Origin of the sequence: Streptomyces sp. Ac-502, from assembly GCF_045222935.1 — a bacterium.
GTDB classification, from domain to species: Bacteria; Actinomycetota; Actinomycetes; order Streptomycetales; family Streptomycetaceae; genus Streptomyces; species Streptomyces monomycini.
Genome location: NZ_JBHFFO010000001.1, coordinates 9,037,161 through 9,061,011 on the forward strand (window position 1 = coordinate 9,037,161; position 23,851 = coordinate 9,061,011).

Annotated in this window: 19 protein-coding genes and 4 pseudogenes; 6 read left to right on the plus strand and 17 right to left on the minus strand. The window is 72.0% G+C overall.

The window, feature by feature from the left end; genetic code table 11:
- The first annotated feature begins 218 nt into the window (after positions 1-218).
- The gene (locus tag ACEXOX_RS41155; RefSeq protein WP_406525775.1) at positions 219-455 is read left to right on the plus strand and encodes a hypothetical protein; all 237 of its coding nucleotides are present in this window, start codon (positions 219-221) and stop codon (positions 453-455) included.
- Positions 456-537: 82 nt separating this feature from the next.
- On the opposite strand, the gene ACEXOX_RS41160 is transcribed toward ACEXOX_RS41155, so the two are convergent.
- Positions 538-1,746 carry a PP2C family protein-serine/threonine phosphatase gene (locus tag ACEXOX_RS41160; RefSeq protein WP_406525776.1) on the minus strand — a complete coding sequence of 403 codons (1,209 nt, stop codon included), beginning with the start codon at positions 1,744-1,746 and terminating at the stop codon, positions 538-540.
- Between the two features lie 81 nt (positions 1,747-1,827).
- Here ACEXOX_RS41160 and ACEXOX_RS41165 point away from each other — a divergent pair, with 81 nt between their 5' ends.
- Together ACEXOX_RS41165 and ACEXOX_RS41170 are read left to right on the plus strand one after the other, a co-directional pair.
- Entirely contained in the window at positions 1,828-2,361 is a 534-nt protein-coding gene (locus ACEXOX_RS41165) for a MarR family winged helix-turn-helix transcriptional regulator (RefSeq protein WP_406525777.1), read from the plus strand.
- A 184-nt stretch (positions 2,362-2,545) separates the two neighbouring features.
- A complete protein-coding gene (locus tag ACEXOX_RS41170) occupies positions 2,546-2,962 on the plus strand; it encodes an STAS domain-containing protein (RefSeq protein ID WP_406525778.1) in 417 nt (138 codons plus the stop codon).
- Positions 2,963-3,037: 75 nt separating this feature from the next.
- Here ACEXOX_RS41170 and ACEXOX_RS41175 read toward each other — a convergent pair whose 3' ends face one another.
- Positions 3,038-3,463, minus strand: coding sequence for an SRPBCC family protein (locus ACEXOX_RS41175; RefSeq protein WP_406525779.1), 426 nt, complete (start codon positions 3,461-3,463; stop codon positions 3,038-3,040).
- Between the two features lie 312 nt (positions 3,464-3,775).
- Between ACEXOX_RS41175 and ACEXOX_RS41180 the strand changes: the two genes are divergently transcribed.
- On the plus strand, positions 3,776-4,213 hold the full coding sequence (locus ACEXOX_RS41180) for an ATP-binding protein (protein WP_406525780.1): 438 nt from the start codon (positions 3,776-3,778) through the stop codon (positions 4,211-4,213).
- On the opposite strand, the gene ACEXOX_RS41185 is transcribed toward ACEXOX_RS41180, so the two are convergent.
- From ACEXOX_RS41185 to ACEXOX_RS41205, 5 genes are read right to left on the minus strand one after another with little or no spacing between them, the layout of a single operon-like run.
- On the minus strand, positions 4,205-5,932 hold the full coding sequence (locus ACEXOX_RS41185) for a PP2C family protein-serine/threonine phosphatase (RefSeq protein ID WP_406525781.1): 1,728 nt from the start codon (positions 5,930-5,932) through the stop codon (positions 4,205-4,207). The two genes, ACEXOX_RS41180 and ACEXOX_RS41185, sit on opposite strands and share 9 nt — an antisense overlap.
- The gene (locus ACEXOX_RS41190; protein WP_406525782.1) at positions 5,929-6,930 is read right to left on the minus strand and encodes a SpoIIE family protein phosphatase; all 1,002 of its coding nucleotides are present in this window, start codon (positions 6,928-6,930) and stop codon (positions 5,929-5,931) included. Before ACEXOX_RS41190 ends, ACEXOX_RS41185 begins: the two co-directional genes overlap by 4 nt.
- 14 nt (positions 6,931-6,944) lie before the next feature.
- Entirely contained in the window at positions 6,945-7,433 is a 489-nt protein-coding gene (locus ACEXOX_RS41195; protein WP_406525783.1) for an ATP-binding protein, read from the minus strand.
- Complete coding sequence (locus ACEXOX_RS41200; RefSeq protein WP_406525784.1) at positions 7,417-7,827, minus strand: STAS domain-containing protein; 411 nt, start codon at positions 7,825-7,827, stop codon at positions 7,417-7,419. The genes ACEXOX_RS41195 and ACEXOX_RS41200 overlap by 17 nt, the downstream gene beginning before the upstream one ends.
- Positions 7,824-8,708 carry an STAS domain-containing protein gene (locus ACEXOX_RS41205; protein WP_406525785.1) on the minus strand — a complete coding sequence of 295 codons (885 nt, stop codon included), beginning with the start codon at positions 8,706-8,708 and terminating at the stop codon, positions 7,824-7,826. Before ACEXOX_RS41205 ends, ACEXOX_RS41200 begins: the two co-directional genes overlap by 4 nt.
- Positions 8,709-8,992: 284 nt before the next feature.
- Between ACEXOX_RS41205 and ACEXOX_RS41210 the strand changes: the two are divergent.
- A pseudogene (locus ACEXOX_RS41210) lies at positions 8,993-9,867 on the plus strand (RNA polymerase sigma factor SigF).
- A gap of 209 nt (positions 9,868-10,076) precedes the next feature.
- Here ACEXOX_RS41210 and narI read toward each other — a convergent pair.
- From narI to ACEXOX_RS41260, 10 genes and pseudogenes are all read right to left on the minus strand, one after another.
- Positions 10,077-10,751, minus strand: a pseudogene (narI, locus tag ACEXOX_RS41215) (respiratory nitrate reductase subunit gamma); the annotation flags it as partial.
- The gene (narJ, locus tag ACEXOX_RS41220) at positions 10,748-11,362 is read right to left on the minus strand and encodes a nitrate reductase molybdenum cofactor assembly chaperone (RefSeq protein WP_406525786.1); all 615 of its coding nucleotides are present in this window, start codon (positions 11,360-11,362) and stop codon (positions 10,748-10,750) included. The pseudogene narI and the gene narJ, both read right to left, overlap by 4 nt.
- Complete coding sequence (gene narH / locus ACEXOX_RS41225) at positions 11,359-12,960, minus strand: nitrate reductase subunit beta (RefSeq protein WP_406525787.1); 1,602 nt, start codon at positions 12,958-12,960, stop codon at positions 11,359-11,361. Before narH ends, narJ begins: the two co-directional genes overlap by 4 nt.
- A complete protein-coding gene (locus ACEXOX_RS41230) occupies positions 12,960-16,676 on the minus strand; it encodes a nitrate reductase subunit alpha (protein ID WP_406525788.1) in 3,717 nt (1,238 codons plus the stop codon). Before ACEXOX_RS41230 ends, narH begins: the two co-directional genes overlap by 1 nt.
- Positions 16,677-17,234: 558 nt before the next feature.
- A complete protein-coding gene (locus tag ACEXOX_RS41235; protein ID WP_406525789.1) occupies positions 17,235-17,723 on the minus strand; it encodes an acetoacetate decarboxylase family protein in 489 nt (162 codons plus the stop codon).
- 246 nt (positions 17,724-17,969) lie between these two features.
- Positions 17,970-18,205 (minus strand): annotated as a pseudogene (locus ACEXOX_RS41240) (coagulation factor 5/8 type domain-containing protein); the annotation flags it as partial.
- Between the two features lie 66 nt (positions 18,206-18,271).
- A complete protein-coding gene (locus ACEXOX_RS41245; RefSeq protein ID WP_406525790.1) occupies positions 18,272-19,372 on the minus strand; it encodes a PLP-dependent aminotransferase family protein in 1,101 nt (366 codons plus the stop codon).
- 169 nt (positions 19,373-19,541) lie between these two features.
- A pseudogene (locus ACEXOX_RS41250) lies at positions 19,542-20,689 on the minus strand (alpha-hydroxy acid oxidase).
- 129 nt (positions 20,690-20,818) lie between these two features.
- Positions 20,819-21,586: a TSUP family transporter gene (locus ACEXOX_RS41255; RefSeq protein ID WP_406525791.1), complete on the minus strand. Its 768-nt coding sequence runs from the start codon at positions 21,584-21,586 to the stop codon at positions 20,819-20,821.
- A gap of 137 nt (positions 21,587-21,723) precedes the next feature.
- Positions 21,724-22,713: a TauD/TfdA family dioxygenase gene (locus tag ACEXOX_RS41260; RefSeq protein WP_406525792.1), complete on the minus strand. Its 990-nt coding sequence runs from the start codon at positions 22,711-22,713 to the stop codon at positions 21,724-21,726.
- Between the two features lie 694 nt (positions 22,714-23,407).
- Between ACEXOX_RS41260 and ACEXOX_RS41265 the strand changes: the two genes are divergently transcribed.
- Positions 23,408-23,782: an STAS domain-containing protein gene (locus ACEXOX_RS41265; RefSeq protein ID WP_406525793.1), complete on the plus strand. Its 375-nt coding sequence runs from the start codon at positions 23,408-23,410 to the stop codon at positions 23,780-23,782.
- Positions 23,783-23,851: the final 69 nt, after the last annotated feature.

The following is a 23,851-nucleotide window of genomic DNA, read 5'->3' on the forward strand; positions in this document are numbered from 1 at the left end:
CGGACCGCCGCGCAAGGGCCGCCGCGCCGCGTGGTCCACCCGTACGGATTCCGTGTCCGTGGCAAACGGTGCGACCACGGGCCGGACGGCGTTTCCCGTGGCGGGTCGGCTCGTTGGGCGGGGTCGAGTCCTTTCGCGCCGCTGGTCCCCGACGAGCTGCCGGAAGGCTCACGCGCGTCCGGAGCGCTGGGTTCCGGCGCGAGGAGACCCGAGGAGGGATGACGACCATGCGACGGACGACCTTCGCCCTGGCTGTGGCGGTTGCGACGAGCGGTGTGCTGTTCACCGGGGCGGCCGCCGAGGCGGCCGCGACGGCTCAGCCCCGGGCGGAGCAGAGCGGGCCCCCGTTCCCGTACGCCGACTGCCTCAAGGAAGTGAAGAAGCAGTACAAGGGGAAGAAGGACCCGGTGGCCACGTGCGACGCCCTGGTGAAGAAGGGCTGGATCAAGAAGTAGGGGCAGGGGCGGGGGCCGGGGGCTCCGGAAATCCGGGGAGCCGGAACACGGAGAAGCCCCGGCCCCTGCGATCGTCGCCGTCTCACCGCCCCCGCCTCAACGGGCCCGTCTCACCGCCCCGGTTCCCCGATTTGCCGAACCAGTCGAGGCAGAGCACCAGCGCGTCGTCCATCGACTCGGCGTCGCGGTGCTCGGCCAGGTCGCGCAGGACGGCCCGGGGGACACTGGCCGCGGGGAGCAGGCTGGTGGCGTGGATCGCACGGGCGAGGGAGTGCTCGCCGTACTCCTCGCCGGGCGGCGAGACCGCCGCGTACACGCCGTCGCTGACGAAGAGGAGCCGGTCGCCGGGGAGCACCTCGAACTCCTGGGCCACGTACTGCGTCTCCTCGAACATGCCGAGCGGCAGCTGCGGTTCGAGGGGGACGCGGTCGATGGTCCGGCCCCGGCGCCGCCACAGCTGCGGCGAACCGGCGTCCACGACCTCCACCCGGCCGGTCGCGAGCTGGAAGCGGAGCAGCAGCGTCGAGACGTAGGCGGAGCCGCGGTACTGCCCGTAGAGGGCCTGGTCGGCGAGGGCCGCCTGGTCCGCGATGCCGATGCCCGCGCGGCGGGCGTTGCGCAGCGCGTTGACCGCGAGGTGGGAGAGCAGGGACGCCTCGATGCCGGTGCCCATGCCGTTGGTGACGGCGAGCGTCAGCTCGTCCGCGTCGGCGGCCCAGTCGTAGTTGTCGCCGTGGATCGCGTAGGCCGGCTCCAGCTGGGCGCCGATGGCGTACTCCTCGGCCACGCAGGCGCGCGCGGGCAGCAGCTGCCACTGCATCTCGGCGGCCAGGGTGAGCCGGGTCGTACGGCGGGCCCGCTGGTAGACGTCGGTGTCGCGCTCGGCGACGAAGATCTCGTGGCCGAGCAGGTCCGCCGCGTGGGCCAGGTCGTCGGCGACGCCGGGCAGGTTGCGCTCGCCGGGCAGCCGGACGGTCAGGATGCCGAGGCGTTCGCCGCGGACCGTCACCGGCAGGTGGTGGTCGACGGCGCCGTCCTGTCCGGCCTGCCGTTCGTGCCGCTCCTGGCTGCCGAAGGCGCGTCCCTCCGGTGTGTTGGAGATGGACAGTGCGGCCGTGGGGTCCTCGCCGAGCGAGGAGAACGGCCTGAGCACCGTACCGCCGTAGTCCGCGAGGAACAGATGCACGGACGTTGCTCCGTAGGCCGCGGCGAGCGCTGCGCGCAGCGCGTCCACCAAGGCGTGCGGCGCCGCCGCGCGAACCGCTCTTTCGACATCACAGCTCAGGGTCACGGGCTCTCAAACATTCTTATTCCGGTGGATTTCGACATGGCCGGGCTGACGCGGGCGGCCGGAGGGTGACAGAGTGGTCGTGTGTCCCGTTTCCCCGGCCAGTCGTACGCACGCGAGCAGGTGACCGAGGCCACCCTTGCCGCCTCCGAGTTGTTGGAGGTGCTGTGGGGCCGCGGTCAGGAGACGGCACGCTCGGCGCAGGTCTCGACGTCCCAGTTGCGGGCTCTTCTGGTGATCGAGGAACACGAGGGTACTAACCTGCGCGCTCTCGCCGACGAGCTCGGCTCGCGACCGCCCGCGGTGAGTCGCCTCTGCGACCGTCTGGAGGCCCTGGGCCTGGCCGAACGATGTCAAAGCGCGACGAGCCGGCGGGAGGTGGAGCTGCGGCTGAGCCTGCGCGGGCGGGCCTTCCTGGAGGAGTACCGGGCGGCGCGTACGGGCGAGGTCGCGGCCATCGTGGCGCGGATGGACCCGGCGCAGGTCGCCGATCTGGCGTCCGGGCTGGCCGCGTTCCGCAGGGCGGCGGCCTTGCACCGCACGGCCCAGGAGGCGAAGGGCGGCCGCCCGGTCGCCGGGCGCCGTAGGTTCGGCGCGGACAGCGCGGACACCGCGTGAAGTCATTCAGGCCCCGCTTCTCGATCCGAAGTCACTCCGGGCAGAGCCGTGTTGCTCAGTGACGGGGACAAGATTGTTGCCTTTCTGGAATATTGTCAAACGGCAACAATCGCTTCTATTGTTGATCATCCGATCCGGCCGGACAGCAGTCCGGATCCGGCCACCGATCCCGTAACCGCCGAGGATGACCGTGCAGTCACAGTCCAGCCCAGACCGGCCGACACAGGTCGTGGTGCGGGAGGGCCACCGTGCCGAGGACGCGGTGGTCGTCACCGTCACCGGACCGCTCGACATCGACACCGTCGCCCCCCTGGAAGACGCCCTTCGCGCGACGGGCGGCGACGCGCACGGGACCGGGCCGGCCGGAGGTGAGCCGCGGCCGGTCGTCGTCGACCTGTCCCAGGTGGACTTCGCGGACTCCACGACCGTCAACGTGCTGTTGCAGCAGCACGCGGTCCTCGGCACCCGGCTGCGCCTGGCCGCCCCGTCACCGGGGCTGCGCCGCCTCTTCGAGCTGACCGGCCTCGACGGGGTGCTCCCGCTGTACGAGACGGTGCCGGAGGCGGCGGCCGCCGACGGCGTGGCCGGCGCGGGGGCGTAGCCGGCACGGGGAGAGTGGCCGGCGCGGGAGAGTGGAGCCGTACGCGCCGCCGGGCGGCTGCCGGGCCCGCCCGGTTCAGCCCGCCGCGGCGGTTTCCGCGAGTTTCCGGAATTCCCCGAGGTCGTAGTTGGCGAGGGTGGAATCCAGGTTGGTCAAGGAACCCAGATGTTCCACGAAACCTTCCGGTGAGTACTCTATTTGCAGCGTGACACGGCTCGATGTGTCACTGAGCCGGTGGAAGGTGACGACGCCCGCGTGATGGACGCCCTCCGTCGTTTTCCAGGCGATGCGGTCCTGTGGTGCGACTTCTGTGAGTTCCGCCACGAAATTCTTGTCCGCGCCCGGCAGCGAGAGCTGCCAGACGAAATGCGTGTCGTCCAGGCGCTCGACCATCCGCACATGGCTCAGGAACTTCGGCCAGTGCGTGACGTCCGACCACAGCGCCCAGCTCACCGCGACGGGAGCCTTGATGTCCACACTCTCCAGCAGCGAGGACGACATGGAGTATTCCTCCTTGATCTCATGAGCGGTCGTAAGCGGGCATCCGACCCCGCGGCCGCGCACGGCCGTGTCCACGGATGTCCGGTGCTCCCGGCCGGCCCTGTCGTGAACCGGACCGAGGTTTCCCTTGTACCCCGCTCCGGACGGGGTACCCGGTCTGTTGGGCAGCGCTTACGAGTGGCCCGCCGGGGGCGGTGAACACCCCATGGGGAACGTACGGTTCCCTGTACACCGGGGTGATTGCGCCGTGATCCGGCGGGAAAGCTGCCTACTTGTACGCCTTACGGTCCAATGGGAAACGAGGTGAGCCCGATGAGCAGCGCCACGGCCCCGCACAGGGTTTCCGCTGCGCCACCACTGGTGGTGACGCTGGAGAACACCCCCGAGGCGGCAGCCGTCGCACGGGACGTGGCCGGCGACTTCCTGAAAAGTCTGGGCCCGCCACCGGACCGGGACGCCTCCGACGCCGTCGTGCTGATCGTCTCCGAGCTGGTCACCAACGCCGTCCGGCACACCCTCACCCGCACCTGCACGCTGAGCCTGGCGGCCGGCCCCCACACCGTCACGGTGGCCGTGGCCGACGCCAGCCCCCGGCCGCCGTGCGAGCGGAACCCGGACGTACGGGGCGAGGGCGGCGGCTTCGGCTGGCCGATGGTCCGCCGCCTCGCCGCCTCCACCTCGGTGGAGACCTTCCCCCAGGGCAAGACCGTCAGCGCCGTCGTCGCCCGGCGGAGCAAGCGCTCAGGGTGAGCGCGGCGACAGCCGGACGGCCAGGGCGAGCGTGTCGTCGGAGTGCAGGATGACGGTGTGCATGTCCTCGGCGATGGCGCCGGGGATCTCCCGGACAGGCCGGTCGCGGTGCCGCCGCGCGCTCTCGGCCAGCCGCTGTTCGCCCTCCCTGGGGTCCCGGCGGCTCTCGGTCAGCCCGTCGGTGTACAGGACGAGCAGGTCCCCCTCGTCCAGCTTCGCGTGCAGCAGCCGCTCGCTGCCGGGGAACGGATAGCCCACCCCGCGCCCCCGGACCTCCAGATACTCCTCCCCACCGGCGGCCCGCACGACCAGCGCCGGCGGATGGCTGCCGTTGGCGAGCAGCAGATCCCCGCCGGCCGGGTCGATCCGGGCCAGCAGCACCGTGGCCATCAGCTCCGGGTCGAGCGGAGCGAGGATCTCGTCCGTCCGGGCCACGATGGACTTCAGCGGGTGGCCCTCCAGCGCGAGCGTCCGTACGGCGTGCGTGACGTTCAGCGCGCTGCGCGTACTGCGTACGCCGTGTCCGAGCGCGTCGACGACGGTGATGTGCACCGTCCCGTCCGGCAGCGTGAACCAGTCGTAGAAGTCCCCGCCGGTGGGCGCGTCGGTACCGGCCGGCGCGTAATGGACGGCGAGCTCCAGCCCGTCCACCGCGATCGGCGGCGGGCGCAGCGCGTCCTCCAGCTCGCGCAGGATGTGGCCGTGGGCCGTGCGCAGTTGTTCGTCGCGCTCCTCCAGCTGCACGTAGAGGGCCAGGACCCCGCTGTTCGTCTCGGCCAGCTCGTGCGTCAGCCGGCGCTGGTCGGCGGCGAGGGAGTCCACCCGGGCCAGCGCCACCCGCAGCTCCTCCTCCAGGAGGCGGTTCTCGGTGGCCGGATCGGTCGCCGTACCGTCCCCGTTGCCGTCGGAGGCGCCCGTCGGCAGGGGAGCGGGGCCGCTGCCGCGCAGCCGGCCGCTGCCGCCCGTCGTCGCGTTGCCCGGCCCGCGTACCGAGGGGATACGGACCTCCGGTGTCCCGGACGGCAGCGGTACGTGCCAGGTGGCCGCGTCGGGTGACACCTCGGCCGGGAGCAGCAGGGTGGCTCCGGCGGGCGGGGTGAGCACGGGGGCGGGAGTGCGCAGCGTGACGGCGAGGAACCCGGATCCGGTGGCGGAGGAGCCGGTCGGGGCGTCCGCGGCCGGTGGGGCGGCGGATCCTGCGGCAGCGCCCGAGGCGCCCGGGGCTTCCCCGGTGCCCCGGTCAGCGGCGGGCGCGGTGTCGTCGTTGCCCGAGCGGGCCCGGGGGACCCCGGCCGCGGCCCCGGCATCGTCCCGCTGACCGGCCCCGGCCCTGTTCCCGGGACCACGGCCGTCGCGGGAAGCACCGTCACGGGAAGCGCCGTCCCCGGAAGCGCGGCCACGGGAACCACCGCAGCGGGAACCGGCACCCGGCCCCTCGGCGTCCTGAAGACCGACCGTGCCACCGGCGGCGCTCCCCGCGGCCCCGCCGGGACCGCGGGAGCCCGCGTCCGGGGAACCGCCCGAGGAGGAACGATCCGTCGCACACGTACGGGACGACTCCAGCGTGACCCCGTACCCGGCCTGTATCACCGTGTCCGCCAGCGCGCTCACGGACAGTACGAGGCGCGCCCGGGTCTCGACGGGCAGGGCGTTGGCCGCGCCCAGCCGGCGTACGGCGTGGCGCAGCGGCGGCAGCGCATGGAAGGTGTGGCGTCTCACGGGAGTCTCTGGTGGAGGTTGGCGGTGAATACGGTCGCGTCGTCCCGGCTGCGGCGGTGGCCGTGCACGAGGGCCGTGGCCAGCAGCGGCGCGGGCAGCCGGAGGACGAAGGGATCCGGGCTGTACGCCCAGCGGTGGTCGATGCCGTCGGTGTGCAGGAGGGCGGTCAGGCGCGGCTCCCACGGGATCTCGCGGACCAGCGGCTGCGGCATCTCCAGCCCCGCCACACCGGGCTGCCCGGTGTGGCGGTTGCGGATGTCCTGCTGCGAGAGGGTCAGACACCGTACGTTGCCGATGCCGCAGTACTGGGCGCGTCCGGCGTGCAGCCGCAGCAGCCCGACGGCCGCGCCCCGGCTGCGCCGCAGCGCGCGGTGGACGGTGGTCATCAGCCCGGGCAGCGGCTGGTCCGGCGCCCTGGCGAAGCTGCGCAGCGCGAGCTGCGCCGCCTCCGCCGCCTCGGGGCCGTGCCCGAGGCCGTCGACCACGATCGCGGTCAGCCCGTGCTCGGTCTCGGTGACCGTGCACGCGTCGCCGCTGACCTCCTCGCGCTCGGCGGGCAGGCAGACGGCGCCGATCGCCCGGCGCCCGGCGTCCGCGTCCTCGGGCGGCGTCAGCCGGGCACAGGCCACGGTGCCGCCGGGCTCGTGGGTCCGGACGGTGAAGCTGGTCGCTATGCGGTTGACGCCGCCTATGCCGGCACCGAGCGTCTCGGTCGTGGTGTACCCGTCGGCCAGACAGCGCTGGAACTCCCGCATGCCGGGGCCCCGGTCGGCGGCGAGGATCTCCACGCCGTTGCCCAGCGGCAGGGCCTGCACGTACAGCGCCCCGTCCACCGCGTGCTTGGCGAGGTTGCTGCCCAACTCGGACGCGATCACCGCGGCCTGGTCGGGCAGCGCCCCCTGGAGCCCGCAGCGCTGCGCCACCGACCGTGCGGCCTGGGCGGCCAGGTGCACGGCGCTGTAGTGGTCGACCGGGATGTACGCGGTCGGGTGGTGCACGGCAGGGGAGAGGGTCAACGGTCGGCCCACCGCGTCGCGGTCACGGTCGTACCGCCACCCTCGCGGGTACGGATCTCGAACTCGTCCATCAGGCGCTGCGCGCCGCCCAGCCCGTGCCCGAGACCCGCGCCGGTGGTGTAGCCGTCGGTGAGCGCCGCGTCGATGTCGGCGATACCGGGTCCGGAGTCGCCGACGGTCAGCCGCAGGCCCACCGCGCCGGGCCGGGTCGGGTACTCGATCCGTATCGTGCCGCCCCCTCCGTGGATGTAGGCGTTCCGTGCCAGCTCGCTGGCGGCGGTGACCACCCGCGTCTGGTCGACGATGCTGAAGCCCACCGTGAGGGTGGCGTCGCGCACCGCGTGCCGGATCGCGAGCAGGTCCTGTTCGCTGCGCACGTGCAGTACCGTGGGCTCGGTCGGGAGGCCGACCTGCCCGGCACTGTCACCGGTCAGCGTCGTGGTACCGGCGGCGCCGGTACCGCCGTATTCACCGGGTCCCGTCATGCAGAACCTCTCCTGAGGGACGGGGACTCTGATGCCAGCCCAGGGCCGCCATGCCGTGTTCCGTGTTCAGGGCGGTCTCCACGCCGGTCAGCCGCAGTCCCAGTTCGGCCAGGGTCATGGCCACCGGGGGACGCATACCCGCGACGATCACCCGGGCACCCAGCAGCCGCGCCATGGTGGTGAGTTCCATCAGCGTCCGTGCCACGAACGAGTCGATGATCTCCAGGCGGGAGATGTCGATGAGCACCCCGCGGGCCCGGTCGGCCGTGATACGGGTGGTCAGCTCCTCGGTGAAGGCGACCACCGTGGCGTCGTCCAGTTCGTTGAGCAGCCCGGTGACCAGGACGTCGCCCAGCCTGAGGATGGGCACTCCGGCCGTGGGCCGGGCGTTCACCGGTGCTCCTGTGCGCCCGCGGACGTATGGGCGGACGCCTCGTCGGTGAGTTTGACGGCGGCGGCCAGCGCGTCGGCGAGGGTGGTGCGGGTCAGGATGGTCGACAGGTCGATGCCGAGCTGCGCGATGGTCTGCGCGATGGACGGCCGGATGCCGCTGATCACACAGTCCGCGCCCATCAGCCGTACCGCGTTGACGGTCTGCATCAGGTGCTGGGCGACCGCGGTGTCCACGGTCGGCACACCGGTGATGTCGATGATGGCGACCAGCGCCTCGTGCTCCTGGATGGCCTCCAGGAGGTTCTCCATCACCACCTGGGTGCGGGTCGTGTCGAGCGTGCCGATCAGCGGTACGGCCAGGACCTGGCGCCACAGCCGGACGACCGGCGTGGACACCTCCAGGAGCTGGCGGCTCTGCCGTCGGATGATCTCTTCACGGCCCTCCACGTACGTCTCGAAGGAGAGCGCCCCGGCGCTGTCCAGCAGCCGGTTTATCAGGACGGCGGTGGTGAACAGCTCCTCGGTGTTCCGGGTCTGCCGCTGCACCGCCTCCAGGAGAGCTTCCTTGAGTGAGAGGACGGCCAGCGACGTGACGGTCGGCATGGCGCCGTTCCGGGCCCTGCGCATGGAGAGGTCGATCACGGCCTGGCGCAGCGGTTGGTCGGTCGCCACCACCCGGTTGGCCGGGACGTCACTCTCCAGGCTCCGCAGGAGGGCGCCCAGCAAGGCGTCCGCTTCCTCCCGCAGTTCGCTCTCGCTGGCGATGTCGCGCATCTCCTCCTGCGCCAGCTGCAGCTGTACCCAGCGGTCGGAGACGGAGTCGGTCTCTGCGCGCAGCGCGCCGATGACACGCTCGCGTGCCGCGGCCTCGGTGGAACTCACCCCATGGTCCTTTCTCGGTGATTGGCGGGAGCACAAGCGCGCATCGTGTGCTGCCCGTGCGGTGCGTATTCAACCGCACGCGATCTTCGATTGCCGTCCGGCAAATGTTACCGAGAGCGGGCCGGGGCCTGAAGGCCGGACCACCGCCGTCGCGCCACCCGCCCCGCCTCGGCCGGCCGTCCGCCCCCCTCATGGACAACTGTTTCCCACTGGCAAGGGTTGAACACCTAAGAGCAGGGCAGGTGCACCTGACCGTACGTACTGTGAAGGGTGAAGACGTGACCATGCTTGCCGTGCAGGACAGTGCAGCGGAGGCGACGAGGACGGAGCAGGGGCCGCGGGCGCCCGAGCTGCCCCGCCTCACGGACGCGACCAAGGTGGCCCCCGGGACGCCCGGGCACTGTCGAAGCTGTTCCTCACCCGGCTGGCCGAGCTGGAGGAGGGGACGGCCGAGTACCAGTACGCGCGCAACACCCTCATCGAGATGAATCTCTCACTGGTGCGGTTCGCCGCCTCCCGCTTCCGCGGCCGGGGACAGGACCTCGGGCACGCGGAAGACATCATCCAAGTCGGGACCATCGGGCTGATCAAGGCGATCGACCGGTTCGACCTCTCGCGTGAGGTCGAGTTCTCCACCTTCGCCGTCCCGTACATCGTGGGTGAGATCAAGCGCTTCTTCCGTGACTCCACCTGGGCCGTGCACGTCCCCCGCCGGGTCCAGGAACTGCGGGTCGAGGTGTCCAGGGCGGGCGAGAAGCTCTCCGCCGACCTGGGCCGCGAGCCCACCGCCGCCGAACTGGCCGCCCATCTGAAGATCGGTGAGGACGAGGTCGTCGACGCGATCGCCGCCAGCAACGGCTACACGGCGGGTTCGCTGGACGGCACCGGCGACGGCTCCGGCGCGGCCGGTGACAGCCGCGCGATCGCCGACGTCATGGGCGACGACGACCCGGCGATGGAGCTGGTCGAGAACCTGAACGCGCTCGCCCCGCTCCTGCACGAGCTGGACGACCGGCGTCGCCGCATCATCGAGATGCGCTTCGTCCAGGAGATGACGCAGGCTCAGATCGGCGCCGAGCTGGGCATCTCCCAGATGCACGTCTCGCGGCTGCTCTCCCGGACCCTGGACCAGCTGCGCAAGGGGATGCTGGAGCAGTAGCCGTACGCCGGCGGGCCGTCGGCGCCGGTCTGCGCCCTGCGTCCGGAGCGCGGTACCGGCAGACGGGTCGCGCCGCAATGGGGGTGAAAAGCCTCATTGTGAACGGTGTACCCACTTCGTCCCCGCCGAACCGGTGCGATCGTCCCGGCGCGTTTCGGACAGATGTCCACCCTCTCACCGACGGACGCGGCCGACGCCGTTCCCCGCGTACCGCGCGACCGGTAGACGATGTACGGGCGGAACAGATGGCCGACGGGCGCGGTGAAGGCGTGCACGAGACGGCTGAAGGGCCACAGCGCGAACAGCGCCATGCCCAGCAGGGCGTGGAGCTGGTAGACCAGCGGCGCGTGCGCCATGACCGGCACGTCGGGGCTGAAGGTGAACAGCGAGCGGAACCAGAGGGAGACGCCCTGCCGGTAGTCGTACGGATGGTCGCTGGTGGTCGTGGCGGTGGCGGCCAGCCCGGCGAGCAGGGTCGCGACGAGCAGCGGGTGCAGGATCCGGTCGGTACGCAGGGTGGCGGCACGCACCGCGGGGACACGGAGCCGCCGGTAGATCAGCACGGCCAGGCCGGCCGTGGTGACCAGCCCGGCCACGCCGCCGACCGCGAGGGCGTTGGCGTGGTAGAGCCACTCGTGGATGTGGACGCGTTCGGTGAACGTCTCGGGGATCAGCAGTCCGGCGAGGTGGCCCGCGACGACGAACAGCAGCCCGTAGTGGAACAGCGGCGAACCGATGCGCAGCAGCGTGCTCTCGTGCAGCTGGCTGGAGTGGCTGGTGAAGCCGAAGCGGTCGTAGCGGTAGCGCCAGGCGGTGCCCGCGACGAGCAGGGTCGTGACGACGTAGGGCAGCACGCCCCACAGCGCGGTGTGCAGGGGGTTCACCGGCGGGCTCCTCGGGGCTCGGGGCCGGGGAACGGGTCCAGGCCCACGGTCTCCACGGGTGGGGGCCCGGTACGGGCCAGGCGGCGGGCGGCGGCCCGGTCGGCGGGACGCGGCCCGGGCAGGGTGCGGCAGACGGCGTCGAGGACGTCGCCGTAGGGGCTGCGGTGGTCCTCCAGGGCGAGGCGCAGCAGTTCCAGTGCGGCCCGGTGCTCGCGCAGCAGGGCGCGGCCGACCGCCGGGACGCGGGCGGCGAACTCCAGCATCAGGGGCAGGTGGTCGGGCAGTTCGTCCGGGACCGGCTGCCAGCCCTCGGCGCGGTAGCGCGCCTTGATCCGGGCGAGGGCGGCACCGCGCCGCCGGGTGTCGCCGTCGGTGTAGTACGTCAGGTGCAGGGTCCGGCGGGGGCTGCGGTCGAAGGCGGCGACGTACTGCGCGGCGAGGGCCAGCGTGGGAACGTCCTGGACGCGGGTGCAGAACCGCAGCAGGAGAGCGGCCGGTCCGTCCGTCTCCGGCCGCAGGGCGGCGCCGACGCTCCGGCGCCGGGCGGGCCAGTCGGACCCGGGGTAGGACAGGAGCAGAGACGCGGCCTGGTGGATGAGGGGAGCGTTCACGACTCTCCTCGCCCGCGGGGGAAGAGGCCGGCGGGGCGACCGCGGCCGTTCCAGTTCAAGAGGTTCACCCGGTCCCGCAGTGAGGTGCCCGCGTGTTCCGCCCCGGGCGGCGCGGCGGGCGGGGCGTGGAAGCCCTCCGGGTCGTACATGCCCGGCGCCCCCGCGCCCTCCAGGCTGCACCCGGCGTCCGTGGCATCGGGGCCGGTGACGGCGTAGCCGGTGGGGATGACGTAGCGCTCCTCGTACTTGGCCACGGCCAGCAGCCGGTACATGGCCTCCAGCGACGCGGTGGTCATGCCCGCCGAGGCGGCGATCGCCGGGTCCGGCTCCTCGCCGAGGTTGGCGCGCCGCATGTGCGCCCGCATCGCGGCCAGCCGGCACAGGGCCGCCTCCACCGGCGCAGTGTCGCCCGCCGTGAACAGGTGGGCCAGGTACTCCTGCGGAATCCGCAGCGCGTCGATGGCGGCGAAAAGTTTGGCCGGATCCTCACCGTCGTGCCCGGTGGCGGTCAGCGACTCCACCACCGGCGACAGCGGGGGCACGTACCAGACCATCGGCATGGTGCGGTATTCCGGGTGCAGCGGCAACGCCACCCGGTACGTGCTGATCAGTGCGTACGTGGGGGAGTCGCGGGCCGCGGTGACCCAGTCGTGCGGGATGCCGGAGGCCTCGGCGGCGCGGGCGACCTCGGGGTCGGACGGGTCGAGGAAGCAGGAGAGCTGGGCCTCGTACAGGTCCCGCTCGTCGGGGGTGGCGGCGGCCTCGCCGACCCGGTCGGCGTCGTAGAGGACGACGCCGAGGTAGCGCAGCCGCCCCACGCACGTCTCGGAGCACACGGTGGGCTCGCCCGCCTCCAGCCGCGGGTAGCACAGGGTGCACTTCTCGGCCTTGCCGGTGCGGTGGTTGAAGTAGACCTTCTTGTACGGGCAGCCGGTCACACACATCCGCCACCCGCGGCAGCGGTCCTGGTCCACCAGGACGATGCCGTCCTCGATGCGCTTGTAGAGGGCGCCGGACGGGCACACGGCCACGCACGACGGATTGAGGCAGTGCTCGCAGATCCGCGGCAGGTAGAACATGAACGCCTGCTCGTACTCCAGGCGCACCCGGTCGCTCATCTTCTTCAGTACGGGGTCGCCGGCGAGGTGCGCGGGCCCGCCCCCGAGGTCGTCGTCCCAGTTGGGGCCGCCGGTGACGGCGGTGGGCCGGCCGTCGGTCAGGGAGCGGGGCGGCGCGGTGGGCACGTCGTCGCCGAGCGGCGCGTCGGTCAGGATGCCGTAGTCGTACGTCCACGGCTGGTAGTACGCGTCCAGCGTGGGCAGCCGGGGGTTGGCGAACAGCCGGGCCAGCCGACGGGCCCGGCCGCCGCTGCGCGGCACCAGCCGGCCGTGCTTGCGCTGCCAGCCGCCCTGCCAGACGTCCTGGTCCTCGTAGCCGCGCGGGTAGCCCTGGCCGGGCCGGGTCTCGACGTTGTTGAACCACGCGTACTCGGTGCCGGAACGGTTCGTCCAGGTCTGTTTGCAGGTGACCGAGCAGGTGTGGCAGCCGATGCACTTGTCGAGGTTCATGACCATCGCGATCTGCGCCATGACGCGCATCAGTAGCTGACCTCCTGGGAGCGGCGGCGGATGGTGGTGACCGCGTCGCGCTGGTTGCCGGTGGGACCGTAGTAGTTGGGGGCGAAGGACAGCTGGGCGTGGCCGCCGATGAGGTGGGTGGGTTTGATCATGAGCCGGGTCAGCGCGTTGTGGACACCGCCGCGCCGCCCGGTGGTCTGCGACAGCGGCACGTTCACCAGCCGTTCCTGCACGTGGTACATGAACACCGTGCCGGCCGGCATCCGGTGCGAGACGACCGCTCGCGCCACGACCACGCCGTTGGCGTTGACCGCCTCGATCCAGTCGTTGTCCGCCACCCCGACGGCCTCGGCGTCCGCCACACTCATCCAGATCACCGGGCCGCCGCGGGCCAGGGTCTGCATGAGCAGGTTCTCCTGGTACTCGGAGTGGATGGACCACTTGGAGTGCGGCGTCACGTAGCGCACGGTCACCGACCGCTCGGCGGACGCGCCGGGGCGCGGCTGTTCGCCGAGCGCGGCCAGGTCCAGCGGCGGCCGGTAGACGGGCAGTTGTTCGCCGTACTCGGCGATCCACTCGTGGTCGAGGTAGAAGTGCTGGCGGCCGGTGAGGGTGTGCCAGGGCTTACGGTGCTCGGTGTTGACGGTGAACGGCGCGTACCGGCGCTCCGGCCCCTCCTTGCCCGACCACTCGAAGCTCGCCGACACCTGCACAGGCCGGGCCTGGGTGTCGGCGAAGACGATGCGCCGCTCGGCGACCGAGGCGGCCAGCTCCTCCAGTCCGCGGCCGGTGCCGCAGCGCCCGGAGAGCGCGCGGAAACCCTCGGCGGCCAGCCGGCCGTTGGTGGTGCCGGACAGGGCGAGGATCGCCTCGCACAGCTTCACGTCGGTGTCGAGCAGCGGCAGGCCGCGCGCCGCGCCGTCGGCCGCCGTACCGCAGCGCTTGGCGAGCCAGTCCGTCTCCGGCCCTGCCTGTACGGTGACGCCCTTGACGGTCATGCCCTGTTCCCGCGGCAGCGGGCCGAGGGCCGCCAGCCGGTCGGCGAGCGCGGTGTAGTCCCGCTCCACGAGCGTGTAGCGCGGCGCCGTCGGCCCCGGGGGCGGCGTCTCACCGGCCGCCGTGTCGTGCTGGAGGGCGGTGGCCACCAAGTCGTAGGCCGTGTCCAGGCGCCCGGCGGCCAGCCGGCTCACTTCCCGGGCGAGCCCGTGGAAGATCTCGAAGTCGGTACGGGCCTGCCAGGGCGGGCTGATCGCGGGCGAGAAGGCGTGCACGTACGGATGCATGTCCGTGCTCGACAGGTCGTGCTTCTCGTACCAGGTCGCGGCCGGCAGCACGAGATCGGCGAACAAGGTCGTGGACGTCATACGGAAGTCCAGCGCCAGCAGCAGGTCGAGCTTGCCGCGCGGCGCCTCCTCCCGCCAGGTGACGTCCCGCGGGCGTACCTCCGGAGGTACCTCCTGCGCGCTCGCGTTGTCGTCGGCCCCCAGCAGGTGCCCCAGGAAGTACTCGTTGCCCTTCGCCGAGGAACCGATCAGGTTGGCCCGCCACACCGTCAGCACGCGCGGCCAGTTGGCCGGCGCGTCGGGGTCCTCGCAGGCGAAGGAGAGCCGGCCGGCGTCCAGCTCGTCCGCGACCCACCGGCCGGGGTCGGCGCCGGCCGCGCGGACCCGCCGGCCGAGGTCCAGCGGATTGGCGTCGAAGGTGGGGTACGACGGCATCCACCCCCGGCGGACCGAACGGGCCACCAGGTCGGCGGTGTGCTGCCCGGCGAACAGGCCCCGGCCGGCCGGGGAGGCGAGCGCGTCGGCCGGGGCCCGGTCGTGCCGCCACTGGCCGGTGTGCAGGTACCAGTACGGCGTACCGGCCATCTGCCGTGACGGGCGTACCCAGTCGGCGGCCGTGGACAGCTGCTGCCAGCCCGTGTACGGCCGCACCTTCTCCTGGCCCACGTAGTGCGCCCAGCCGCCGCCGTTGACGCCCTGGCACCCCGTCAGCAGCAGCAGGGACAGGAACGACCGGTAGATGGTGTCCGAGTGGAACCAGTGGTTGGTGCCCGCGCCCATCACGATCATGCAGCGGCCCCGGGTCTGCTCCGCCGTACGCGCGAACTCCCGCGCCGCCCGCACCGCGGCCCGCGCCGGCACCGATGTGAGGGTCTCCTGCCACGCCGGGGTGCACGGCACCTCCGCGTCCTCGTACGAGCCGGGCCACTGCCCGCCCAGACCGGCGCGCCCCACCCCGTACTGCGCCAGCAGCAGATCGAAGACCGTGGTCACCAGCCGCCCGCCGACACGCAGCGCCGGAACCTCCCGCTCCAGCGTGCCCCGCTCCTGGTCGAAACGCGGCAGCACCACCCGCGCGACGGTCGCGTCCGGCCGCCCGTACAGACTCAGCTGCGGATCGATCCCGTCCAGGTCCAGGTTCCAGCGCCCTTCGCCGCCCGCGCGCCAGCGGTCGCCCAGCGTCCCGGCCGGTACGACGGGGTCGCCCGTGGCCGTGTCGACGAGGACGGGCATCCAGCGCCGGGCCTCCGCTCCGGCGTCCGCGGCCAGCCCGGCGTCCTGCGCCGTGAGGAACGGGCCCGGCACCACCCGGACCGCAGCACTTGTCGCCTCTTCCTCACCGGCCTCGCTCGTCACCCCCTCCGCACCCGCCCCGTACTCCTCCAGCCCGACGAGGAACGGCAGATCCGTGAACCGCTGCACGTAATCCGTGAAGTACGGCACCTTCCGGTCCACGAAGCACTCGCGCAGGATCACATGGCCCATCGCCATCGCCAGTGCCCCGTCCGTGCCCGGATGCGGGTGCAGCCACTCGTCGGCGAACTTCGTCGCGTCCGCGTAGTCGGGGGAGACGACCACGACCTTCTGGCCGCGGTAGCGGGCCTCCGCCATCCAGTGCGCGTCCGGCGTACGGGTCACCGGCACGTTGGAACCCCACAGCATCAGGTACGCCGCGTCCCACCAGTCGCCCGATTCCGGTACGTCGGTCTGGTCGCCGAAGACCTGCGGCGAGGCGATCGGCAGATCCGCGTACCAGTCGTAGAACGAGAGCATCGGCGCGCCGATCAGCGACATGAACCGGGCACCGACCGCGTGCGAGGCCATCGACATCGCCGGGATCGGGGAGAACCCCGCGATCCGGTCGGGACCGTGCTCCCGCACGGTGTGCACATGGGCGGCGGCCGCGATCTCCAGCGCCTCGTCCCAGCCGATCCGCACCAGCCCGCCCTTGCCGCGCGCCCGCTGGTAGCGCCGTCGCCGCTCCGGATCGCCGGTGATCTCCGCCCAGGCCGCCACCGGGTCGCCGAGCCGGCCCCGCGCCTCCCGGTACATCTCCACCAGCACGCCGCGCGCGTACGGGTGGCGCACCCGGGTGGGGGAGTAGGTGTACCAGGAGAACGACGCGCCGCGCGGGCAGCCCCGGGGCTCGTACTCCGGGCGGTCCGGACCCGTCGTCGGATAGTCCGTCGCCTGCGTCTCCCAGGTGATGAGCCCGTCCTTGACGTACACCTGCCAGGAACAGGAGCCCGTGCAATTCACCCCGTGGGTGGAACGCACCACCTTGTCGTGGGCCCACCGTTCCCGGTAAGGCGCGTCATTCACCCCCTGATCCGTACGGAAAACCGCCCGCCCGTCCTCCGAAACCGGCGCCCGGCTCAACAGCCGGCCGGCCGCCATCAGCCGTTCGGCCGCGTCCGCCGCGGCACGTTCCGCCTTCGCCCTGCCACGCCACATACGAGGGCTCCTCCTGGGGCCGTGTGGCGGACTCGCTCGGCACGCCACTCCACGAAACGTCCCCAGATTCCTCCCGCGCCGGGCGGAAAGAGGGACGCTTTTTCGCCAGTTGGCCAGGTCTGGAAGTTATTTTCCCCGTGCTTTGCCGTGATTGCCGCGGGGATACGTGAGTGACACGTTCTCGTGTTCGACAAAGGGGGAGGGCGCGCAAGGGCGATTACGGTTCCCGTGATCCACGGCCGTTCCGGGAACCGTCCGCCCGGCGGCGCCGTACGAACCATGTCGCCGTTGTCCAGGGGTGACACGTGATGGACCGGCCCCCGGCCGCCCGTCCGCCGGCGCCGTGCAGGTGACTTTTACGCCGCCGCGTGCATTCACCGGTATGCGGCAGCGTTAAGGATGCTTCGGACACAGCTACCTTTTTCCTCTTCGCCAACCGCCCTTTCTTCCTGTCCGTCGAACGACTGTCCGAGGCCGATTGCCGATAGCTGTAAACCCTTACCGTGCGCGCCCGGAGCCCTTCTTCCGCCGCCGGACCAGCGGATGAATGCGGTGGGTTCAGGCGGCCGGCGGAACGGGGTGGAGCGTGGGGGCGGGCATGAGCATGGTGAAGGAGGCCGCGCGGAAACCGGGGCGGGCGCCGCCGTGGCGGAGTGCGGGCAGCCGCGCCGGCCACTCCTCCACGCGTACCGAAGCGGCCCCCGGGCGAGCCGTGAACCGTGCGGTGAGGACCGTCCGCGCCCCGTCGAGGGACCCGAAGCCGGTCATCGGCAGGGGAAGCCTGGGGAGCGACGGGCCCTTGGCCGACAGACGCAGAGCGGCGACGAGGCCCTGCCCGTCGGTCACCCGGACCCGCGACCCCTCCCAGCGGAACTCCGCCAGTTGCTTGGGCACTCCCCAGATACGGCGCCCGCCCCACAACGACTGCGCGTCGTCGACCCAGATCCAGTGCACGTACAGACCGGCCCGCCGGCCGCGACGGGCGGGCGTCCCCACGATCAGCTCGTCGTAGCCGAGGGTCCCCTCGCGGTACCGGATCACGAACACGGCCAGCGAACGGCCCGTCAGAGGAGAGAGGTCCGGGGAAGGCGCGGGGCCGCGTCCGTGGCGAAGAGACCACCCCACAGGTGGCCTCTCATGCGCCAGGGCGGCGGCGGGTACGGACCCGGCGCGGCACCGGTATCGGTACCGGTCACCGTCAGCTCTCGTCTCCTCCCGGACCAGGACGGTCGACATCAGTCGGACTCGGCCGGACGCGTCGGACTCAGCGGGGATCGGACGGGTCACCCGGAGTCAGGGACCCCGGGTGCCAGGGTACGAGACCACCTTCGAGGGGACGGTGCCCGTGCCGGAGGCGGGGGCACCGGTGTCGTTGACGACATGGGCGTGCTGGCCCTTGCCCCCGAGGAAGACCATGAGCGACCGTGGAACTTCGCCCCGGGCTTGCGCGGCGCGGCGAAACCGTGGTCCTGGACGATCGCCGGATCGTCCTTGTAGAAGCAGTGGCTGCCCAGGCCCCAGCCCTCGTGCGCGGGCCCGTTCGAGGCCGCGGGCGGTCCTCCTCCCGCCCGCGGCCCTGAACCGCTATCCGCAGGTCAGCCCTTGGACGCCACCGCGGCCAGCCGCTCGACGCCGGCGGCGAACTCGTCCGGCTCGAAGGACTGGAACGGCAGCCGCAGGAAGACCTTGCCCTCCGGCGGCGCCGCGTCGCCCGGGTAGAAGCCGGAGCCCCGGGTCAGCTTCAGGCTCTCGGCGGCCGCGGCCTTGAGGAACGTGCCCTCGTCCGTGGCGACGGGCAGGTGCACGCTCACGTAGTAACCGCCGTGCGGTACGGCGAGGAGCGCGTCCTCGCCCAGCAGTTCGCGGACGGCCTTGACCGCACCGTCGTGCCGGGGCCCGAGCAGCTCGCGGATGGCCGCCACGTTCTCCTGCGCCAGGCCCGCGTCCAGAGCCTGCGCGGCGACCGCCTGGAGCAGCGGGGCGGGAGAGAGGTACGTGCCCTCGGCGAGCGCGGCCAGGGCGCCGAGTGTCTCGGGCTCGCCGATGACGTACCCCACGCGCAGGCCGGGGCTGAGGATCTTGCTCAGCGATCCCATCGTGAGCACCCGCCCGGCCGGCGCGAGCTCGAAGAACCCGGCCGGAGCCTGGCCGCCGTACCGCAGCTCCCGGTAGGGGATGTCCTCCAGGATGAGGAAGTCGTGGGTCTCGGCGAGCTGCACGAGGCGGCGGCGCTTGTCCTCGCTCATGGTGACGCCGCTCGGGTTCTGGAAGTCCGGGATGACGTAGACGAGGGCCGGGACGCGCGTCGCCAGCCGGGCTTCGAGGGCGTCCAGGTCGAGGCCGTCGTGCTGAAGGGTGATACCGGAGACCCGGCCGCCGTGCCGCTCGAAGATCTGCACCGCGCGGTCGTAGGTGGGGGCCTCCACGTACACGTCCTTGCGGTCGCCGGCCAGGAGGTGCGCGGCGAGCAGGTCCAGTGCCTGGAGGGAGCCGTTGGTGACGAAGATCTGGTCGGCGGCGACCGAGTGGAAGGCGGCGAGCTGCTCGCGCAGGGCCGCGTCGCCCGTGTGGTTGCCGATCGGCGCGTACTGGAACACCCGGGCCTCGCTGTCCCGCAGGACGGCGGCGGTGTGCTCGGCGAGCTGCCGCGAGGGGATCGCTTCCTGCGGGGGGATGCCGCGCGAGAAGTGGAACATCGTGGGTCTCCGTTCTCGGAAAGTCTTCGTGCGGGGACGTCGTACGGGGGCGTCGTGGTACGGGTACGTCGTGCGGGTACGGGCTCTCGCCGCGGGTGCGGAGCGGGCGGTGGTACGGGCCGTCAGGCCGCCCCCGCCCCCCGCCCCGGCGTCGGCGGTGGTACGGGCGTCAGGCCGCCCCGGCGCCGGCCTTGGCCACGAAGTGCGGCCCCAGCTCGCCGACATCGGCCGCGCCGAGCTGCCGGAGGGTGTCCTCGATCTCCCGGCGCAGCAGCCGCAGCACCGCTTCGACCCCTTCGCGCCCGGCGACGCTCAGCCCCCACAGGTACGGGCGCCCCAGGCAGACCGCGTCGGCGCCGAGCGAGAGGGCCTTGACGACGTGCACGCCGGAGCGGATGCCGCTGTCCATCAGGACGGCGCACCGGCCGTCGACCTCGGCCGCGACCTCGCTCAGTGCGACCACACTGGGCACCGCCCCGTCCAGCTGCCGCCCGCCGTGGTTGGAGACGATGACGCCGTCCGCGCCGCTGTCCAGGCAGCGGCGGGCGTCGTCGGCCCGCAGTACGCCCTTGACCAGGAGGGGAGCCGGGTCCTGGCCCGGATCCACAGCAGGTCCTCCCAGCTCAGCGACAACCGGTCGATGCGGGCGCCGGCCGGTACCTCGCCCTCCAGGATGCCGAGCGCGCGCAGCGTCCCGAAGTCCACGTGTCCGGGCGTGGCGAACCCGGCGCGCTGGGCGTGCACCCGCAGCGCGGCGTGACTGGCGTCCACGGTGACCACCAAGGCCGAGGCACCGGCGGTCTCGGCCATGTCGATCGTCGCGGCGATGTCGTCGCGCGACCGGTAGGCGTAGAGCTGGAACCAGCCCGCCCGGCCCGACGCCTTGGCGATCTCCGGGAACGGGACGTGGCTGTCGGTGCTGACGACGGGGACGACGCCGGCCGCCTCGGCGGCGAGCGAGGTGGCGATCTCCGCGTCCTCGTGCAGCAGCCGCTGCGGGCTGGTCGGCGCGAGCAGGACGGGCATGGACATGCGGTGCCCGAGAACCGTCACTTCCGTGCGGGGCTCGGTCGTCGTGCCGGCCAGGACCCGTGGTCGGAGCCAGATGTCGTCGAACGCCGCGATGTTGGCGCGTACGGTGCGGTCGGTCCCGGCGCCGCCGGCGACGTAGGCCCGGCAGCCCTGGTCGAGCACCGCGTCGCTGGCGGCCTCGAAGTCCGGCAGGGTCAGTAGTTCAGCGAGATTCCGTACGGGGTCCATGGTGGCCTCCGGTCTCTCGTAGCGTGGGTGTCGGATGTGTTCTTGCGTGGTTCCCATCAAGTGCTGACGTGCAGGACGTGCAGGAGCATGACGTGCTGGATCAGGACGTGCGGAAGGTGTGCAGGAGCAGGAGATGTGCGGGACGTACTGGCCGGGCGGGAGGTGCTGCCTGGCTCGGCCGTCGTCTCAGGCGAACTGGTCGAACGCCATCTTCGTCACCATGCCGATCACCACGAGCACCAGCACGGTACGGACGAATCCGGACCCCTTCTTCAGGGCCATGCGCGAACCGATCAGCGCGCCGGTCACGTTGCCCACGGCCATCCCGAGCCCCAGCGCCCAGAGCACGTTGCCCTGGAGCGCGAAGACCAGCAGGGCGCCGAGGTTGGACGAGGCGTTGATGACCTTCGACATCGCCGCGCTCTCCAGGAACTGCGTGGCGAGCAGCGTGGTGAAGGAGATGATGAGGAAGGTGCCCACGCCGGGCCCGAAGAGCCCGTCGTAGAAACCGACCACACAGCCGGCGAGGAGCACGGCGACGACGCGCCGCCGCCGGGTCACCTCGCGGGCCAGTGTCTGGGTGCCGAAGCTCGGCTTGAACGCCACGAACAGGGCGACCGAGATCAGCAGGACCATGATGACCGGGCGGAAGTACGCCGTGGGGACGGTGGCCGCCGACAGCGCGCCGAGCGCGCCGGCCGGCACCGCGCAGGCGGCGGCCGGTACGAGGATCTTCCGGTCCAGGGCCGTACGCCGCGCGTACATGTAAGCGGCGGTCGCCGTGCCGGTGATCGCGGCGATCTTGTTGGTGCCCAGGGCGGTGGCCGGCGGCAGATGCGGGAAACTGAGCAGCAGGACGGGGATGAGCAGCACCCCGCCCCCGCCGACCACCGCGTCCACCCACCCGGCGGCCACCGCGGCGGTGAGCAGCCCTATGACGTCTGTGAAATCCAAGGTATTCCGGTCCTCAGTGCAAGGATGCGCAGTCCTGGGCGACTGCACGGGCAGGACGAATCGGACGGTTCCCGGGCCGGGCGGCCGCTCGGGAGGCGGTCACGCCCGGCGGGGGCCGCGAGCGCGCGGAGCGCGGCTCAGAGCACGCCCTGGATGTCCTCCATCGTCGGGATGACGCGCTGACGGGTCATCATGTGCTGCGTCCAGCCGAGGATGGAGCGCACGGAGTAGAAGCGGCGCAGCCAGCGGTCCCGGCCGTCGTAGCGGGGGACGAACGCGCTGCGGCCGTGCGCCGCCACGTGGTTGTCGACCACGACGAGGTCGCCGGGCTCCAGCACGACGTTGTGGCAGACCGCTTCCAGGGCCTCGGCCAGCGCCTTGAGCGCGGCGGTCGCCTCGGCGCCGGCGGCGTGCGTGGTGTGCGAGTTGAAGCGCATGAACGGCCGGTCGTACGGCCCGAAGACGGCCGGGTGCGGTCCGGAGCGCGGCACCGGGCCGGTCCGGCCCCGGGTGAAGGACGCCGGGTAGGAGCTGTAGAACTGCGGGGTGCGCAGGATCGCCACCTGCTCCTCGGTCAGGTGCCGGACGGCCTCGCGCACCGAGGCGACGCGGGTGGCGGCCACGCCCTCGTGGTCCTGGCGCAGGCACAGCAGGCCCAAGTAGTCCGGGCGCAGCGGGTGGTGGACGTTCTCGGTGTGGAAGTCGAAGGCCACCGATCCGCTGTTCTCGATGCGCTGCTCCTCCCCGGGCACGGCGTGCACGTCGTGGAGGAGCGCGCCGTCCTTCTCGTCCAGGTAGCCGACGAGCGAGCCGAGCAGATCCGCCACGAGGGTCAGGGTGCCGTCGGTGGGGTGCCCCTGGAGGGCGCCGGAGTGGTGAACGGTGGGGGTGTCGGGAAGGTCCCCGACGGTGACTCCGCGCAGCAGGAAGAATCCCGAGTCGTGACCGGCCTCGGCAAAATCGAGCAAGGCGGTACGCACGGATTTCGGCAGATCGAGAAGTAGACCGGAAAGCGCCAGCGCAGATGCCTCCGAGGCGCCGGCGGCGAGCTGGGAGAGCCGCCAGAGCTTGTGTGTTTCGGCCTCGGTCAGGCGGTAGGTCTGCTGTTCGGCGAGTGCGGGGGTCACCGTTTCTCCTTGTACTTGAATGCTGCGTTCGAGCTGCCTCTTCAGGCCGCGCAACGGCGCGAACCTGGTCGGCAAACGACAGAAAACATGCGCACGTGCAAATGGTGAACGGGTGATGTCCGCTCACTATGAGCTGAAAGGAGGGATTGGGCCGGAATTTGCACGTAACAGTAGAGACCGCATTTCCGGACTGTCAACGAAAGATTCCGGTCACCGGGAAAAGCCGCCACGCCGGCGCCAGCCGGCCGCGCTTGCCCGTACATGACACGGTTGGGAAGGTACGCCGGATTTGTTCGATGCAGGGGTTGTAGAGGACATGTGATGATCCTGTGATGGCGTCGGAACTGGGGTGAGGGCGTCCGGCGGGGCGCCGGGTGGCGCCGTCTCACCCACTGGACAGCGGCGGTGCGGCCGAGTTGCGCCCCCGGTTCACGCCACCGGCAGCGCACCACTTTTGGTCAACGCGATCACAACCGGCCATTCAGGATGACCAAAATGCGGCTCTGACCGGGGCTTCGGGCGGACCGGCCCGCCGTGGCCGGCGCCGGCGGCGACGTTATGCTCGGCGGCGAGGGGCTGATCGGTTTCCTCACCGCCCGTACCCGCCGGCCCGCTCGCGGCCGGTGTCACCCATGGACGGCGTCCCTGTCCCGCCCCCATCTCGCCCCTCCGGGCGGAAGCCGGAGCACCGACCGTGAACGACATCTTCCGCCTGACCACCCGGCGCGCCGACGGTGACCTCGCCCTGGCCGCCCTCGCCGGCGATCTCGACCTGACCACCGCGCCCACCCTGCGCGCCGAGGCCCTGGACCTCATCGGGCGGGGCCACCGGCACCTGGTCCTGGACCTGGAAGCCGTCTCCTTCTGCGACTCCTCCGGCTTCAACGCCCTGGTGGCGATCTGGCGCTCCGCGCAAGAGGCCGACGGCACCCTCACCTTGGCCGCCGTCTCCGGCCGGCTCGCCCGCCTGCTGGACATCACCGGCCTCGACACCCTGCTGCCGGCGTACCCCACCGCCTTCGCGGCCCTCGCCGCGCACCGCCGCGGAGGCGAAACCGGCGCCCCGTGAGTGCGTGACCTTTGTCGCGCCCGATCGTTCGGTAGGCGGGGGAGATGTGTCGGGCGGGCGACAAGGAGG

Bases quoted from the DNA above. Each gene is read 5' to 3' on its own strand.
- ACEXOX_RS41170 (WP_406525778.1), top strand. From the start codon at position 2,546: ATGACCGTGCAGTCACAGTCCAGCCCAGACCGGCCGACACAGGTCGTG.
- ACEXOX_RS41195 (WP_406525783.1), bottom strand. From the start codon at position 7,433: ATGACGGGACCCGGTGAATACGGCGGTACCGGCGCCGCCGGTACCACG.
- ACEXOX_RS41245 (WP_406525790.1), bottom strand. From the start codon at position 19,372: ATGTTCCACTTCTCGCGCGGCATCCCCCCGCAGGAAGCGATCCCCTCG.
- narH (WP_406525787.1), bottom strand. From the start codon at position 12,960: ATGCGCGTCATGGCGCAGATCGCGATGGTCATGAACCTCGACAAGTGC.
- ACEXOX_RS41180 (WP_406525780.1), top strand. From the start codon at position 3,776: ATGAGCAGCGCCACGGCCCCGCACAGGGTTTCCGCTGCGCCACCACTG.
- ACEXOX_RS41230 (WP_406525788.1), bottom strand. From the start codon at position 16,676: ATGTGGCGTGGCAGGGCGAAGGCGGAACGTGCCGCGGCGGACGCGGCC.
- ACEXOX_RS41155 (WP_406525775.1), top strand. From the start codon at position 219: ATGACGACCATGCGACGGACGACCTTCGCCCTGGCTGTGGCGGTTGCG.
- ACEXOX_RS41175 (WP_406525779.1), bottom strand. From the start codon at position 3,463: ATGTCGTCCTCGCTGCTGGAGAGTGTGGACATCAAGGCTCCCGTCGCG.